The sequence below is a fragment of the Pseudomonas sp. EZ-C24 genome (genome assembly GCF_014525325.1).
Classification (GTDB): domain Bacteria; phylum Pseudomonadota; class Gammaproteobacteria; order Pseudomonadales; family Pseudomonadaceae; genus Aquipseudomonas; species Aquipseudomonas shirazensis.
Map to the genome: position 1 here is coordinate 656,298 of NZ_JACDIU010000014.1, position 16,852 is coordinate 673,149.

Annotated in this window: 10 protein-coding genes; 3 read left to right on the forward strand and 7 right to left on the reverse strand. The window is 62.2% G+C overall.

The window, feature by feature from the left end:
- Nucleotides 1-4: 4 nt before the first annotated feature.
- Nucleotides 5-2,470, reverse strand: coding sequence for a UvrD-helicase domain-containing protein (locus IDM28_RS12150; RefSeq protein ID WP_188036058.1), 2,466 nt, complete (start codon nt 2,468-2,470; stop codon nt 5-7).
- A gap of 223 nt (nt 2,471-2,693) precedes the next feature.
- On the opposite strand from IDM28_RS12150, the gene IDM28_RS12155 reads away from it, so the two are divergent.
- The gene (locus IDM28_RS12155) at nt 2,694-3,392 is read left to right on the forward strand and encodes a pirin family protein (protein ID WP_188036059.1); all 699 of its coding nucleotides are present in this window, start codon (nt 2,694-2,696) and stop codon (nt 3,390-3,392) included.
- A gap of 18 nt (nt 3,393-3,410) precedes the next feature.
- Here the strand turns inward: IDM28_RS12155 and xerC are convergent, their stop codons facing one another.
- Complete coding sequence (xerC, locus tag IDM28_RS12160; RefSeq protein WP_150569151.1) at nt 3,411-4,325, reverse strand: tyrosine recombinase XerC; 915 nt, start codon at nt 4,323-4,325, stop codon at nt 3,411-3,413.
- 213 nt (nt 4,326-4,538) lie between these two features.
- Between xerC and IDM28_RS12165 the strand changes: the two genes are divergently transcribed.
- Entirely contained in the window at nt 4,539-5,186 is a 648-nt protein-coding gene (locus IDM28_RS12165; protein ID WP_188036060.1) for a DUF1345 domain-containing protein, read from the forward strand.
- A gap of 175 nt (nt 5,187-5,361) precedes the next feature.
- Nucleotides 5,362-5,622, forward strand: coding sequence for a DUF1652 domain-containing protein (locus tag IDM28_RS12170; RefSeq protein WP_150571718.1), 261 nt, complete (start codon nt 5,362-5,364; stop codon nt 5,620-5,622).
- Here IDM28_RS12170 and IDM28_RS12175 read toward each other — a convergent pair.
- From IDM28_RS12175 to IDM28_RS12195, 5 genes are all read right to left on the reverse strand, one after another.
- Nucleotides 5,619-7,700 carry a putative bifunctional diguanylate cyclase/phosphodiesterase gene (locus IDM28_RS12175; protein WP_188036061.1) on the reverse strand — a complete coding sequence of 694 codons (2,082 nt, stop codon included), beginning with the start codon at nt 7,698-7,700 and terminating at the stop codon, nt 5,619-5,621. The two genes, IDM28_RS12170 and IDM28_RS12175, sit on opposite strands and share 4 nt — an antisense overlap.
- Nucleotides 7,701-7,863: 163 nt before the next feature.
- The gene (locus tag IDM28_RS12180; protein WP_188036062.1) at nt 7,864-9,369 is read right to left on the reverse strand and encodes an efflux transporter outer membrane subunit; all 1,506 of its coding nucleotides are present in this window, start codon (nt 9,367-9,369) and stop codon (nt 7,864-7,866) included.
- Entirely contained in the window at nt 9,366-12,473 is a 3,108-nt protein-coding gene (locus tag IDM28_RS12185) for an efflux RND transporter permease subunit (RefSeq protein ID WP_188036063.1), read from the reverse strand. Before IDM28_RS12185 ends, IDM28_RS12180 begins: the two co-directional genes overlap by 4 nt.
- The gene (locus tag IDM28_RS12190) at nt 12,470-15,568 is read right to left on the reverse strand and encodes an MdtB/MuxB family multidrug efflux RND transporter permease subunit (RefSeq protein ID WP_188036064.1); all 3,099 of its coding nucleotides are present in this window, start codon (nt 15,566-15,568) and stop codon (nt 12,470-12,472) included. Before IDM28_RS12190 ends, IDM28_RS12185 begins: the two co-directional genes overlap by 4 nt.
- Nucleotides 15,565-16,833 (reverse strand): MdtA/MuxA family multidrug efflux RND transporter periplasmic adaptor subunit, encoded by a 1,269-nt coding sequence (locus tag IDM28_RS12195; protein WP_150569144.1) that lies wholly within the window; start codon nt 16,831-16,833, stop codon nt 15,565-15,567. Before IDM28_RS12195 ends, IDM28_RS12190 begins: the two co-directional genes overlap by 4 nt.
- Nucleotides 16,834-16,852 lie beyond the last annotated feature (19 nt).

Here is a 16,852-nt window from a genome sequence, read left to right on the forward strand (position 1 = left end):
GCTGCTAACTGCCGCGCAGGTCTTCGAAGAAGGCCTGCCGGCCATCTACCTGGGTAGCCGCCCGCGGCAGTTTTGCGGTTTCGCTGCGGGCCGCTTCGACATGCCAATAGCAGTGTCTGACCGCTCGGGTCATGGCGACATAGGCAAGCCGCTGCACCTCTTCCTTCTGCGCCGTGTCAAATGCCTGCGCATCACCGGCGCGGCCTAGCCCAGCCAGACGATAGACCTGATTCTTGTATGGAGAGCTGGTCAGGTACTGACAGTCCCCGAGCATGAATACCGTATCGGCCTGCAGCCCCTTGGCGCTGTGGTAGGTCAGCTGACGCAGTCGACGTTGCGCTGCCGGCACACTCGCATCCATCGCGCATACTTCTTTTATATGCTCTGAAATCAGAAGCTTATCGCTGCTTTTTCGAAACAGTATCATCACTGATTCGCCGCGTTTATAGTGCTCGATCACCGTCTGACCAAGCGCAGCCTCATCCCGCTCAAGCACCTTGACCGGCGACAATGGCAGGCTTGCCGCGGGGCCACTGGCCCGGGCTTTCTTACCGGCGATCGCCGCGGTGCCCTTGACCATGTGCTCTGCCGCATCGATCACGTGCTGCTGACTGCGGTAATTGTCGATAAGCATCACCCGCGTGTTCGCCGGCGACGGGAACGTCTTGCTGAATTCGATGAAGTACTTGGGCGAACTGCCTCGCCAGCCGTAGATCGACTGCCAATCATCACCCACACACATCAGTGATGCATGCTGGGCGTTGCGTGCGACATGCATGGCTGGGCCGCGCCGTCGAATCTCCGCGAGGCTGGCTCGCAACCAGCTGACGATCTGTGGCGAGACATCCTGAAACTCGTCAATCATCAGGTGCGCCAACGGGCGCAGCAATGGATCGGGCAACAGCCGCAGATTTTCTGGGTTGTTCTCGCCAAACAAGGCGAACATGCGGTTGTAGCTCATCACCGGTGGAGACTGCGCCAACAGATGTGACTCCAGCGCTTTCCAGAACAACGCCAGCGCCTCGAAAAACACCGCATCGTTATCGCCAGGAGGGAAACTCATGGCGCTCACAGCGGCGCTGACATCCAGGCCGAGGTTCTCGATAAAGCCGGCGGCGCTGACAAATGCATCGAGCAAAGGCGCCGGGGCAAGCTCGCCATTGACCTTGTACTCAAAGCCCGGACCAGCCACCGCATCACCTGCCAAAGTGGCAGCCAAACGCTTGGCGCTCGCGTAGTTATCCAGCCAAATCAGTGGCTTATCGCAGAATGCTTGAAACAGGGTGCGCTTCACCGCCCATTCTGCACGGACGGTAAGCTTGGCCCCGGGACGCTGGTACTGGGCGCTTTCGCTTGGATCAAAGCCAAGTACCACCAGGGCGTCCTGCCCAGCCAGGCGGCCGTGCACGTGAAACTGGCTACCGCGGATCTGCACCGTTTCGCGGCAAGGCTCGATGCCCTTGATCGGCCAGGCGCCCGCGCCGAACCACAGATCCTCAATCACATCACACAGTTCTTCATCCCGCTGAGCAGCCAGTTGGGTCACTTGCGCGCGCTTTTGCACATCCGGGTGATCCGGGTCCAACGGCTTGAGCTGCAAGGCCTCGCGACGCAGAGCTGAGATCAGCTCGGCAAAGCGCGGACTGCCCCCAAGCAGGTCGCTGTAGCAGCTGTTCAGTTGCTGGCGCTGGGCATCATTGAGGCGCAGATCGAATGGGTTGCTATCGGCTTCGCTCAGACCCTCGTTGTCGTTGCCCAGGTTCTCGAATGCGCGGAGCTGGCCAAAGCCCGGCAGGCTGCGCACCAGCGGCAGGATACGCGAATGAAAAGTACGCACCAGCTCACGGGCTGCAGCGGGCGCCAGGCTGATCTGCCAGTGATCGAAGACCTGCTGCAGACGCTTGATGAAATCCAGCCGTGACTCGCGGGTAAAGGTCACCACGGTCATCGCATCCAGCTCGTAGCCCAGGTAGTGGCGCAACAACAAGATGCGCAAGACCAGCGAAGTCGACTTGCCAGCGCCTGCGCCCGCTACCACACAGGTCGACGGTGTGTCGCTGAAGATCAGCTTCCACTGCGCGGCGCTGGGCTGCGCAGCTGCGGGCAGACGCTGGGCAACATCAGCCTTGAAACGCTTTTTCAGTTCAGCAGTGACCGGCAAACGCCAGTCGTCGAACAGGTTGTTGTCTTGCCCGGGGCCTGCGCCGTGCTCTGGACGGGTATCACGAATCACCAGTACCTGCCGGCCGGCTTCATAACCCTCGGCGCGGCCCTGCTCAAAGCCCTCGCGCAAGCCATCGACATGGCCACTGCGCTGCCCGGTGGCGTGGCCGAGAAACCACGAGTCGCGGTGCTGCGCTTGCAGCCGGCTCAAGCCTCGGCCCAACAGTCGTGCGGCCAAACGGCGCAACCAGGGCAACTGGGCAGGTGGAATCAGTTGGGCGGGGCTTTGGGGAAGCTCGTGCGACACGGTCACTCCAGTGCGATCAATACATCGGCTTATGGTGGCTGCAACGCGTAAAAATCGCCAGCAATTGCTTGCACATCAGCCTATTAGCCGATGAATCGCATAATTGACTGCAGCTCTATACATCGGCTAAGGCGATGGTTTTAAGCCGTTATTTACGCTTATATTCGATTCTTTTTAGCTGCATCATGGCGTCCATCCAACGCTATTCAGGGAGCCGACTGTCATGCTGCACCTCAGACCTTTTGCCAGCCTGGGCCACGCCAATCACGGCTGGCTCGATGCTCATCATCATTTTTCATTCGCTGAATACTACGACCCAACGCGCATGCACTGGGGCAACCTGCGGGTCTGGAATGACGATCTGATCGCCGCCGGCAGCGGCTTCCCGCCGCATCCGCATCGGGACATGGAGATCATCACCTACGTCCGTGAAGGGGCGATCAGCCACGAGGACAGCTTGGGTAACAAGGGCCGTACCGAGGCCGGCGATGTGCAGGTCATGAGTGCTGGCAGCGGCATCGTCCACAGCGAGTACAACCTGGAGAAGGTCGACACGCGGATTTTTCAGATCTGGATCATCCCTGAACGTGTTGGCGCAGCACCGGCCTGGGACGTTCGCCCGTTTCCCAAAGGCGAACGCGGTGAAGGCTTTGTGACCCTGGCCAGCGGTCGCAGCGGCGACGAGCAGAGTTTGCAGATCCGTGCCGACGCAAGATTGGTAGCCGCCACCTTAAGGGCCGGTGAAACCGCACGCTACAGCTTCGATGAAGGCCGCCGGGGCTATCTGGTACCCGCCAAAGGCAGTATCGAGGTGAACGGCGTGCGGGTGGAGACGCGTGATGGTCTGGCCATCGAGCAAGAGCCGGAGCTGACCGTGACGGCGCTGGAAGACAGCGAAATCGTGCTGATCGACGTCGCCTGACCTGCATAGCCAAGCGCCTCAGTAGTCGAACCGATCCACCGCCCTGCGCCGCTCGTTGTCATCGCGGCGGTCGTAGGCCGCCGTGGTCTGGATATTGGCATGGTGGGCCAGCTTCTGCGCAATCGACAGATCATGCTCTTCAATGACCCGGGTAATGAACGCCCGGCGAAAATCATGCGGCATGATCTTGACCCCGACCTGCGCGCCGCGCTGGCGAGCGATGTAATAGATCGCATGCTTGGTGATGCGCGCGCGGGTGATGTGGTTGCCGCGGCGGATGCGATTGAACAGGAACTCATCATCGGCTTCGCCGACAGGTAGCTGCTCACGGCGCAAGTCCAGCCACGCCTGGAGTTTTTCGAACGCCCAGGCCGGTGCGTACTTGACCAACTGCCGGTTGCCCTTGCCCACTACCTGCAAACTGCGCTCGGTGAAATCGACCTGCGCCAGGTTGATATCCACCGACTCGGACTTGCGCATGCCGGTGCCGTACAGCAGTGCAATGATCGCAGCGTCCCGCACACCTTGCGGCCGCGAGTCGGCGGCGCAGGCATCCATCAGTTCACGAATCAGGCTGCGCCGCAGATTGCGCCCGGGCGGCAGCCGGCTGCCGGTCGCCGGTTTGACCTCACGCATGCGCAGCAGCTGTTCATGCCCTATCAAGCCCTGGCGCCAGGCTTCGTTCATCACCCCACGCACGGCATTGACGTACAGCGAAGAGGTATTGGGCGCGTAACCGTCTGTGCGCAGCGCCGCGACCAGGGCGATGATGTGCCCAGGCTCAAGCCGGTGCCAGGGCACGTCGGCGATATCACAGTCGATGAAGCCGAGCCGGTCGGCGGCGTCCTGCAGAATGTAGCGCATGGTCAGCTGACTGGAAGGCGCCAGCCGGGCAAGATACTGCAACAGGGGGTTTTGCAGAGAATCGGTCAAAACATGAATCCTATTCCTTGAACTTCAAGCTGCAATCAATGCCATCATCTTGATATGCAACAGGTTTGGCCCTTCGAGCTGCCCTGATGGTACCGGAAACACCACGCCGTTGCTGACCAGCAAGTGCCCGTGTGCACCGACGCTTGCGATGTTATGCACCGCGCCAGCCCAAAGCGCTAAAGTAACGCTCACCGCCCCTGCCAGCGAGGCCCTATGGCACTGCACCGTCTGACCCGCTCTCACCCTCGCCTGACGATCGCCACCCTTGCCGGGCTGGTTGGCGGCTGGTTGATTCCGGCCGAAACCCTGATCCAGCACCTGCTGGCCGGCTGGAACCTGGGTGTCTGGCTGTATGTGCTGCTGGTGCTGTGGCTCAGCTGGCGGGCCACACCGGCCAAGGTTCGCCAGGTCGCGCAGATCGAAGACGAGAATGCCGGCCTGGTGCTGTTCGCGGTCTGCCTGGCGGCAATTGCCAGCCTGGCTGCAGTGGTACTGCAACTGGCAGCCAGGCAAGACCTGCACGGTAGCGAGTTGACGGTGCACTACCTGTACACCGGGCTGACCGTAGCCGGCTCCTGGCTGCTGATCGGCTGCATCTTCAGCCTGCATTACGCGCGACTGTTCTACACCTCGGCACTGCCAGAACCGCCCCTGCGCTTTGCCGATGGCGAGCGCAACCCGGACTACTGGGACTTCCACTACTTCGCTTTCACCCTCAGCGTGGCCGTCCAGACCTCCGACGTCGGCGTTGCCGACCGCGGCATCCGCCGGGTGGTTCTGGCGCAATCTCTGGTGGGTTTTGTCTTCAATACGGCGATTGTGGGGATCACCATCAATATCGCTGCGGGCTTGTTGGGCTGAATATGCCGACGAAAACGTTTGCCTCAATGCGCTAGCCGTGACCGAGGTCAAGCATTGGTATAAATGTCATCTTTTGTACGAGAAACTACCGCCTCAGGTGCTAAGGTTACAGTCCTTGGCGCCAATTGACAGCGCAACACTCAACCCTTTCCTACACAAGGTCGAGGAGGCAAGCATGAACAAGATGACGTTTCCCAATGCTTGCCAGGTGATGCGCTGGCACTTCCATCCTTTGGGCTTTGAAGCCAGCATGGATGCCCCGCGCAGCATGATTGTGCGCCTGTTCGATCGCGAGTCGGGCGAAACCGTGCTGGCCATCGCCGGTATCCCCTGCAGCGCGATCATGGCCGCCAGCGATGTCGAGCGCATCATTGAAGCTGTCGAAGATGCAATGGCCGCTTTCATCCCCGCCTTTGTCCTGCGCACTGCGGTCTAGCTGACCTGGGGCGCTACGCGCGGCGCGAGCCCTGCCATGAATTGCTCTGCCGGCACCGGTCGGCCCATAAGATAACCCTGCAACGAGTCACAGCCCAGACGGGTGAGAAAATCCTGCTGACTGTCGGTCTCGACACCCTCGGCAACGATACGCAGGCCCAGCGCCTGGCCTAGAGCCACGATTGCCGAGACGATCGCTGCATCGTCGCTGTCATGCTCCAGGTCGCGGACGAAGCCGCGATCGATCTTCAGCTCATTGGCCGGCAGACGTTTGAGGTACATCAGGCTCGAGTAGCCGGTACCGAAATCGTCGATGGAAATATCCACGCCCATATCGGACAGCCTCTGCAATACCAGCAGGCTGGCATCCGCGTCACGCATGGCGGTGGTCTCGGTGATCTCCAGGGTCAGGTTGTTGGCGGGCAGCTGATTGCGCTGCAATGCCTGGGCAACCCCGTCGACCAGACCGGCGTAGCAAAACTGGATGGCCGACAGATTTACCGCGATGCGCCAGTCTTCATGCCCCTGCTCGAGCCATTGACGCATCTGCCGACAGGCTTCGCCAAGCACCCATTCACCGATTGGAATGATCAGCCCGGTTTTCTCGGCCAGGCTGATGAAGCGGTCCGGGTACAGCAGGCCATGTTGCGGATGCTCCCAGCGCAGCAAGGCTTCGGCACCGATCGGCACCCGCCGGACGGCGTCGAACTTGGGCTGGTAATGCAGGCGGAACTGGCCCTGTTGCAGCGCGACACGCAAGTCCTGCAGCAACTGCAACTGCTGGCGTGCATCGCTGTTCATCGAGACGTCGAAAAAGCTGTAGCCGTTCTTGCCAGCGTTTTTGGCGTGGTACATCGCCGCATCGGCGTTGCGCAGCAGCTCGTGCTGATCCATGCCGTTGCCTGGATAAAGCACGATACCAATGCTGGCAGTCAACTGCAGGTCGTGTTCCGCCACTCGATACGGCCGCGACACCAGGTTCACCTGCTTGATTGCGACGCCCATTGCGTCACCCGGCTCTTGCAGCTCGACCAGCAGCACAAACTCATCGCCACCGATGCGCGCCAGCGTGTCCTGGCTGTGCAAGTGGCCACGCAGGCGCTCGGCCACGGCCTTGAGCAACTGGTCGCCGACATGATGGCCGAAGGCATCGTTGACTGGCTTGAACCCGTCCAGGTCGATGAACATCAGGGCAAAGCAGGTGCCCTGCTCGCTCGCCTTGCCGATGGCCTGCTCTATGCGGTCAGCCAACAGCGTGCGATTGGGCAGGCCGGTGAGGATATCGTGCAGGGTCAGCTGGGTCAGCTCCTGGTTGGCCAGCGTCAGCGAGCGGGCGAGTTCGGTAGTCCGCGCAATCAGGCGTGCATCCAGCACCGACGTGAGCAAGGCCACTGCAATTACGGCGAGGGTGGTGATCAGTACCAGGTAGACCAGACCATCGCCTTTCAGGCCTGTGCCAAGCGCGCCGCAGTAACTGCCCTCAGGAAAGCTTGCCGCGGCCATGCCGGTGTAGTGCATGCCAACGATCGCAATGCCCATCAGCACGGCCGCAGCGCCGCGGATTTGCCGCACGTAAGGGGTCTGCCGGCGCAGGCGGAATGCGATCCACAGCGCTGCTGCGGATGCACATACCGCAATCGCCAGTGAAGCGCTGAACAATTGGGGATCGTAATCGATTCCTGGTTGCATGCGCATCGCGGCCATGCCCATGTAATGCATGCTGCTGATGCCGGTGCCCATGATCAACGCGCCGCAGGCCAGTTGCAGCAGAGGCAGGCTGGGTTGGTTGATCAACCACAGGGCAAAACCTGAGGACAGCACCGCGATCAGCAACGACACCAGTGTCAGAGTCAGGTCGTAGCCCAGGTCGATCGGCAGGCTGAAGGCGAGCATACCGATGAAATGCATCGACCAGACCCCGCTGCCCATCGCCAGCGCCCCGCCGCACATCCACAGATGAACGGCACGCCCCTTGGCCGTGGCAATGCGCCCGGTCAGGTCCAGTGCGGTATAGGACGCAAGAATAGCCACGCACAGTGAGATCAACACCAGCGCGGGGGAATAACTACCGATTAGCATGGGGGTTCCGGCATCGGGCGCAGGGAGGGCCCGGAAAAGCCGCTGATTGTACTCAAGCCTTGGCGAAACGCACGGCATTTCGCGGGACTGGGCCATAAGAATGCCAGTACACAGAAAGGGCGCGTCCAAACCGGGCAAAACGCCGCTTTCACGGCGTCAAACCCTAGTCGGATTCGCCCTGTTGTTGCGCTTGGCTGAACGCCTGCTGACTATCCCAACCACCACCCAACGCGGCGATCAATTGCACGCTGGCGATCAGCCGCCCTTGCAGCAAATTGAGCACGCTGCGTTCGTTGCTCAGCGCAGTGGCCTGCACATTGACCACGTCCAGGTAGCCAATCAGGCCGGCCCGGTACTGGTTTTCGGTCAGGCGCAGCGACTGGCGTGCGGCCTCCAGCGCTTCCTGGCGTACGACTGCTTCATCGCCATAGACCTTGAGCTGGACCAGGTAGTTTTCCACTTCCCTGAAGCCATCGAGCACGGTCTGCCGATACTGCGCCACGGTCTGGTCGTACACCGCGACGGTGCGGTCCACTTCGGCGCTGCGTTTACCGGCATCGAACAAGGTCATGGCCAATGACGGTCCGACCGACCAGAAGCGGTTCGGCAGCTCGATCCAGTTGCTGAAGCTGCTGCTCGAGTAGCCGCCGCTCATGCTCAGGCTCAAGTCCGGGAAATACGCCGCGCGGGCCACGCCGATGCTCGAGTTGGCAGCCATAACACTGCGCTCCGCCGAGGCAATGTCAGGGCGCCGTTCGAGCAATTGCGAAGGCAGCGCCAGAGGCACCTGCGGCAGTGCCGGGACCGACTTGCTGTCAGCGAGGGCAAAGTCCGCGGGGGCCTTGCCCATCAGCACGGCAATTGCGTTTTCATACTGGGCGCGCTGCCAGATCAGGTCGATCAGGTCGGCCTGGGTGCTTTTGAGCTGGGTGCGCGCTTGGGCGACCGCATCCGGCCCGGACACGCCAGCTTGGTACTGGTTTTCGGTCATCTTCAACGAGCGCTCGTAAGCGGCCACGGTGGCCTCGAGCAAGCGCTTCTGCTCATCGATCACACGCAGTTGCAGGTAGTTCTGCACCAGCTCCGACTGCAAGCTCAGGCGCATCGCTGCCAGCTCGGCAAAGCTCGCCTCGGCACTGGCTTCGTTGGCATTGAGGGTTTCCCGCAGCTTGCCCCACAGGTCGATCTCCCAGCTCACCCCAAGCTGGGTGGTGTAGGTGTTGCGGATACCGCTGCTGTTGTTCGACAGGCTCGAGCTACTGCTACCGGTGCCCTGCGCCGAGCGGTTCTTGCCTGCCGACAGATCGAGGCTGGGGAACAACGAGGCGCGGCTGCTGCGGATCAATGCGGTGGCCTGACGATACTGCGCTTCGTACTGGGCAACGGTCTGGTTACTGCGGTTGAGCTCCTCGACCAGGCTGTTGAGCTGGGCATCACCGTACAGCTCCCACCAGGCGCCACGGGCAATCGCATCCGACGGTTTGGCCTGAGTCCAGCCTTCGGCCTGCTTGAACTGGGCAGGCGTGCTCAGCTCGGGCCGCTGGTAATCCGGGCTCAAGGTGCAGGCACTGAGCATCAGCACGCAGAGGCTGGCGCCAAACAGGCGCGAGCCACGGCCGCGGCCCAGCAGCTGCAAGGCACGGTGAAGCGGAGTTTGGGCAAAATTCATAGCGGGGTATCCAGTGCAGCGTCGGTACGTACACCGCGCCAATGGTTGAATCGGTGACGCAGGCGATCGAGGTAGAGGTAGACCACAGGCGTTGTATAAAGCGTCAGCACTTGGCTGAAGACCAGCCCGCCGATAATCGTCAGGCCCAGCGGTTGGCGCATCTCGGCGCCTTCGGCATTGCTCAGCAACAGCGGCAAGGCGCCGAGGATGGCGGCAATGGTGGTCATCAGGATCGGGCGCAGGCGTAGCAGGCAAGCACGCCGGATCGACTCTTCCGGCGACAGGCCTTCGTTGCGCTCCAGTTGCAGAGCCAGGTCGATCATGAGGATGGCGTTTTTCTTGACTACGCCGATCAGCAGGAACAGCCCCAGCAGCGAGATCAGGCTGAACTCGCCGCCTGTTACGTACATCGCCAGCAGTGCACCCACGCCAGCAGATGGCAGGGTCGAGAGGATGGTCAGCGGGTGGATGTAGCTTTCATAGAGAATCCCCAGCACCAGATACACCAGCACCAAGGCGCCGAGGATCATCAGCGGCTGGCCTTCTTGAGTCTTGCTGAACGCATCGGCGGTACCGCCAAGCTTGGCGATCACGTCTTCCGGCAGGCCCAGCCGGGCCACTGCCCGCTCGACCGCGGCCATGGCCTGATCGGTGCTGTAGCCCTCGGCCACGTCAAAAGCGATGTCTTCCGAGGCGAACTGACCCTCGTGGCTGACTCGGTCGTTGGCCAGGCTGTTCTCGTAGCGGGCAAAGGCTGACAACGGCACCCGCGCGCCGTCGGCGGTGATCACCTGGACTTGCTCCAGCGTGCTTGGGTCCCAGGCATACTTGGGATTGATCTCCAGCACTACCTGATACTGGTTGAGGCTGTCGTAGATGGTCGAGATCTGCCGCTGGCTGTAGGCGTTGTTGAGCACCGTGGTGACCATCTCCATATCAATGCCCAGGCGCTTGGCCTGATCACGATCGACCACCAGCGTTACCTGCTGAGTGCCGGCACCGTCATGGGCGTCGATGGCGGTCAGCTCGGGCAGCGCACGCATCGCCGCAGTGACCTTGGGGAACCACTCGCGCAGCGCAGCCAGATCACCGCTCTGCAGGGTGTACAGGTACTGCGAAGAGGTCTGGTCGCGGCCACCGCCGCCCAGCTGCAGGTCCTGGTCGGCCATCAGGAACAAGCGCCCGCCGGGTACTTTGGGCAGCTCTTTGCGCAGGCGCTCGATCACCTGCTGGGCATTGATCTTACGCTCGCTGATCGGCTTCAGGCGCACCAGCACCATGGCATTGTTGGTGCCGCTGTTGCCGCCGATGAAGCCGGCCACGCTTTGTACCGCCGGGTCAGCCAGCAGCGCCCGCCGGTAGATTTCCATTTTCGGCTGCATCACGGTAAACGACAGGCCGTCGTCGCCACGCACAAAACCCATCAGTTGGCCGGTGTCCTGCTGTGGCATCAGGGTCTTGGGTACCACCACATACAGCAGCACATTGACGCCGATGGTCAGCAACAGGCTGAACAAGGTCAGGCGACGATGGCGCAGGACCCAACCCAGGCTGCGGTCGTACCCGGCGACCATGCGCTGATGCTGGCGGTCGCTCCAGCGCTGCAGGCGGTTGGGCTGTTGCTCGTGGGGCTTGAGCCAGCGCGCGCAGAGCATTGGCGTCAGCGTCAGCGAAACGATCAACGAGACGATTATCGCCGCCGCCAGGGTGATCGAGAACTCCTGGAACAGGCTGCGCACGATGCCGCCCATGAACAGGATCGAGACGAACACCGAGACCAGCGAGACGTTCATCGACAGCAGGGTAAAGCCCACCTCTTTGGCGCCGAGAAACGCCGCGCGCATGGGCGGCTGGCCGTTCTCGATATGCCGGGAGATGTTCTCCAGCACTACGATGGCGTCGTCGACCACCAACCCGGTGGCCAGGATCAGCGCCATCAGCGACAGGTTGTTCAGCGAGAAGCCACACAGATACATGACCGCAAAGGTGCCGACCAACGACACTGGCACCGCAAGGCTTGGGATCAGCGAGGCACGCAGGTTGCCAAGGAACAGGTAGACCACCAGGATCACCAGCACCACGGCGATCAGCAAGGTGTGCTCGGCTTCCTTGAGCGTCGCGTTGATCACCGGCGAGCGGTCCATGGCGATGTCCAGCTTGACGCTGGCGGGCAACAGCGACTGCAGCGCGGGCAGTTGCTGCTTGATCTGCGCCACGGTCTCGATGATGTTGGCGTTGTTCTGCCGGTTGATCACCAGCAGCACCGCGCTCTGGTCGTTGAAAAAACCACTGTTGTAGCGGTTCTCGACGCCATCGGTGACCGTACCGACGTCCGACAGACGCAGGATGGCGCCGTCCTTCTGGCGAATCACCAGCGACTGATAGTCCTTGGCTTTTTCCAGCTGATCGTTGGCGCGCACCTGCCAGTTGCGCTCCGCATCCTCGACAAAGCCCATCGGCCGACGCTGGTTGGCATTGCTCACCGCCGTGCGCACCTCATCCAGCGACAGGCTGTACTGGTTGAGCAGCTGCGGCTCGAGCGCGATGCGTACCGCCGGCAGCGAGCTGCCGCCGATCTGCACTTCCCCTACTCCACTGACCTGGGCCAGGCTCTGCGACAGAATGGTATCGGCCAGGTCGTACAGCTGCCCCTTCTGCAGCACGCTGGAGGTCAACGCGATGACCATCACCGGCGCCTGCGACGGGTTGATCTTCTTGTAGGTGGGCATGCTGCGCATACCGCTGGGCAGCAGGTTGCGGGTGGCGTTGATCGCCGCCTGCACTTCCCGCGCGGCACCATCGATGTCGCGGCCCTGCTCAAAACCGATGATGACCCGGGTCGAGCCCTGGTTGGAGCTGCTGGTCAAGGTGGTAACGCCAGCAATGGCACCAAGCTTGCGTTCCAGCGGCGTGGCTACGGTGGAGGCCATCACCTCGGGACTGGCGCCGGCCAGGTTGGCCGAGACCACGATTACCGGAAAGTCCATCTGCGGCAGCGGCGACACCGGCAGCAGACCAAAACTGACCCCGCCCAGCAGCATGATCGCCAGGCTCAGCAGCATGGTCGCGACCGGCCGGCGAATGAATGGCCCGGACAGGTTCATGCTTGCGCCTGCTTGGCGTCATCGCGTGGCCGCCAGCGCTGGGCCAGGCGGTCGAAGTACAGGTAGATGACCGGTGTGGTGAACAGTGTCAGAACCTGGCTGACCAGCAGCCCGCCAACCATCACCAGCCCCAGCGGCTGGCGCAGCTCGGCGCCGGAGCCGGTGGCAAGCATCAACGGCACCGCGCCGAACAACGCCGCCAGCGTAGTCATCAGGATCGGCCGGAAGCGCAGCAGCGCCGCCTGGTAGATCGCATCGTGTGGGGTCATGCCTTGGTTGCGTTCGGCCTCCAGGGCAAAGTCGATCATCATGATCGCGTTCTTCTTGACGATACCAATCAGCAGGATGATGCCGATGATGGCGATCATGCCCAGGTCATTGCCGCTGATCAGCAGCGCCAGCAAGGCGCCGACCGCCGCCGACGGCAGGGTCGAGAGGATGGTGATCGGGTGGATGTAGCTCTCGTAGAGCACGCCGAGCACGATATACATCGTCACCACAGCCGCCAGAATCAGCAACAAGGTGCTCGACAGGGATGCCTGGAAGGCCTCGGCAGCGCCCTGGAAGCGGGTCTGCACGCCAATCGGCATGGCGATCTCCTGCTGCACCTGCTCGATCGCCGCCACCGCCTCACCCAGCGCCACACCGGGTGCCAGGTTGAACGACATCATCACCGCCGGGAACTGACCGATGTGGGAGATCGCCAACTGCGCCTGGCGCTGCTCGATACGTGCCAGTGCCGACAGCCGCACCTGACCGCCATCACTGGCCTTGACGTGAATCGACTCCAGCGCCGCCGGGCCGATATTGGCGGCGTTCTGCGACTGCAGGACCACTCGGTACTGGCTGGCCTGGGTGTAGATGGTGGAAATCTGCCGCTGACCGAAGGCGTCATACAACGCGTTGGTGATCTGCGAGACGTTGATGCCCAGCCGGCTGGCCATATCCCGATCGATCACCAGGTACACCTGCAAGCCCTGGTCTTGCAGGTCGCTGGCCACGTCGCGCAGTTCGGGCCGCTGTTGCAGGGCCTGAACCAGTTTGCCACTCCAGGTGGCGAGCATGTCGGCGTCTGGCGACGACAAACTGAACTGGTACTGGGTACGGCTGACCCGGTCTTCAATGCTCAAGTCCTGCACCGGCTGCATGAACAGGCGGATACCGACCAGCTTGTCGACTTGCGGCTGCAGGCGTGCGATCACTTCAGTGGCGCTGACGTCGCGCTCACCGTGGGCTTTGAGGTTGATCAGCAAGCGGCCACTGTTCAGCGTGGCGTTGTCGCCATCCACGCCAATGTAGGACGACAGGCTTTGCACCGAAGGGTCCTGCAGGATGATCTTGCTCAGCGCTTGCTGACGCTCGCTCATGGCGGCGAACGAGGTCGACTGCGGCGCTTCGGAGATGCCCTGGATCACCCCGGTGTCCTGCACCGGGAAGAAGCCCTTGGGCACTGCCATGTACAGCACCACGGTCAGCACCATGCTGGCGATGGCAACCATCAGGGTCAGCGGCTGGTGGCGCAATACCCAACGCAGGCCGCGGCTGTAGTGCTCGATCAACCAGTCAATCCAGGCGCCGCTGGCGCGATAGAAACGGCTCTGCTCTTCTTCCTTGGGCTCGCGCTTGAGCAAGCGGGCGCACATCATCGGCGTCAGGGTCAGCGATACCACCAGCGAAATCAGGATCGCCACCGCCAGAGTGATGGCGAACTCGCGGAACAGGCGGCCGACCACGTCAGCCATGAACAGCAGCGGGATGAGGACGGCAATCAGCGAGAAGGTCAACGAGATCAGGGTGAAGCCAATCTGCCGGGCGCCCTTGAGCGCGGCCTGCATCGGCGTCTCGCCCTCCTCGATATGGCGGGAAATGTTCTCTAGCATGACGATTGCGTCATCGACGACAAAGCCGGTGGCGATGGTCAGCGCCATCAACGTCAGGTTGTTGATGGAAAAACCCGCCAGATACATGACACCAAAAGTACCGATAAGCGACAGCGGTACGGCAATCGACGGGATGATGGTGGCACTGACCCGGCGCAGGAACACGAACGTCACCATCACCACCAGCACGATGGCAATCAGCAACTCGTGCTGTACATCGGTAACCGCAGCGCGGATGGTCTGAGTGCGGTCAGTCAGCACCATCACATCCAGGCCTGCCGGCAGGTTGTCGGTGATCGACGGCAGCAGGTCCTTGATGCGGTCGACCACTTCGATGACGTTGGCGCCGGGCTGACGCTGAATATTCAGCAGCACTGCCTGGTTCTCGTTGGCCCACGCCGCGAGGCGTTCGTTTTCGGCGCCATCGACGATTTCAGCCACGTCTTTCAGGCGCAGCGGTGCACCATTGTTGTAGGCGAGGATGAGGTTGGCGTATTCCTCGGGGGAGCGCAGCTGGTCGTTGGCATCAAGCATCGACACCCGGGTGGGGCCGTCGAAGTTACCTTTGGGCTGGTTGACGTTGGACGCGCCGATCAAGGTGCGTACGTCTTCCAGGTTGAGGCCGTTGGCCGCCAGGGCATCGACGTTGACCTTGATCCGCACGGCCTGGCGCTGGCCGCCGGCAATGCTGACCATGCCCACACCGCTGATCTGGGCAAGCTTCTGCGCAACCCGGGTATCGACCAGATCGTTGAGCTTGGGCAACGGCATGGTCTTGGACGAGATTGCCAGGGTCAGTACCGGCGTATCAGCCGGGTTGACCTTGTTGTACACCGGCGGCGCTGGCAGGTCGCTGGGCAACAGGTTGCTGGCGGCGTTGATCGCGGCCTGCACCTGTTGCTCGGCAACGTCCATGTTCATGTCGAGGCTGAAGCGCAGGGTCAGCACCGAGGCGCCGCCGGAGCTGGTCGAGGCCATCTGGGTCAGGCCCGGCATCTGCCCGAACTGGCGTTCCAGCGGCGCAGTGACGGCGCTGGTCATGACCTGCGGGCTGGCACCGGGATATAGAGTCATGACCCGGATGGTCGGGTAATCGACCTGGGGCAAGGCCGCTACCGGCAACAGCTTGTAGGCAATCAGGCCAGCCAGGACCAACGCCAGCATGCTCAGCGTGGTGGCGACCGGGCGCAGGATGAACAGCCGCGAGAGGTTCATGCGCCCGCCTTGCCCGACGTGCCAGCCTCGCTGGTGCCGCTGCCATCCTGGCCTTGCAGATGCTGACCGGGGGTGGTCGGTACTTGCGAGCTGTCCTCCACCACTTCTACCGCGCTGCCTTCACGCAGGCGATCGGTACCTTCCAGTACCAAGCGGTCACCGGCGACCAAGCCGTCGAGGATCACACTGCGCTCGCCATCACTCGGGCCAACCTTCAGTTTGCGGATATTGACCTTGCTCTCTGCGTTGACCACATAGGCAAAGCTGCCATCGTTGCCGAACTGGATCGCAGCCGCTGGGGCCATGACCACCTGTTTGAGGGTGTCGGCGAGCAGGCGCACGTTGACGAACTGGTTGGGGAACAGCGCCTGATCCTTGTTGGCAAAGCTCGCCTTGAACTTGAGAGTACCGGTGGTGGTGTCGATCTGGTTGTCCAGGCTGCCGAGCACGCCACTGGACTGCAGCTTGCTCTCGTTGCGGTCCCAGGCCTCGACGGGCAGAACAGCGCCGCTGCGATAGCGCTCGAGCACGGTGGTCAATTCGGTTTCCGGCAAAGTGAAGGCGACGCTGATCGGCTCGGTCTGGGTGATCACGACCAGCGCCGTGGTGTCGTTGGCCGCGACCAGGTTGCCCAGGTCGAGCTGACGCAAGCCCAGGCGGCCGCTGATCGGTGCGCGGATCTGGGTGAAGTCGAGGTTGAGCCGGGCGTCGCTGACTGCGGCCTGATTGGTCTTGATCAGGCCCTGGAACTGCGCCAACTGCGCCTCGGCGGTGTCCAGGGTCTGTTTGGCGATGCTGTCTTCGGCGTACAGGCCTTTATAGCGGGCCACGTCAACCTGGGCGTTTTTCAGCTGCGCCTGATTCTGCGCCAGGGTGCCTTCGGCCTGCTGCAAAGCGATGCGGTAGCTGCGCGGGTCGATCTCGGCCAGCAGGTCGCCGGCCTTGACCTGCTGGCCTTCCTTGAAGTGGACCTTGACCAGCTCACCGGCGACGCGGCTGCGCACGTTGACCGTGTTGTTGGCGGTCACGGTGCCCAGGGCCTTGTAGTACAGCGGGAAGTCGCCCACCTGCACCGGCTCTACCCGCACTGGCACGGCCTCGGCAGAACTGCCAAAACCAGGCCGGCCGCTCTTGCCTGCGCGCCCGGCTTGATCCTTGGGCGTCGACGCGGCAGGCCACAGCCACCAGGCCAACAGGGCCACCAGGACCAGGATCAGCAGGCCAAACAGCCAGCGACGGGGGGAGCGGGAGACAGGAGCTTGCATGGCTTGAACGAACCTTGTT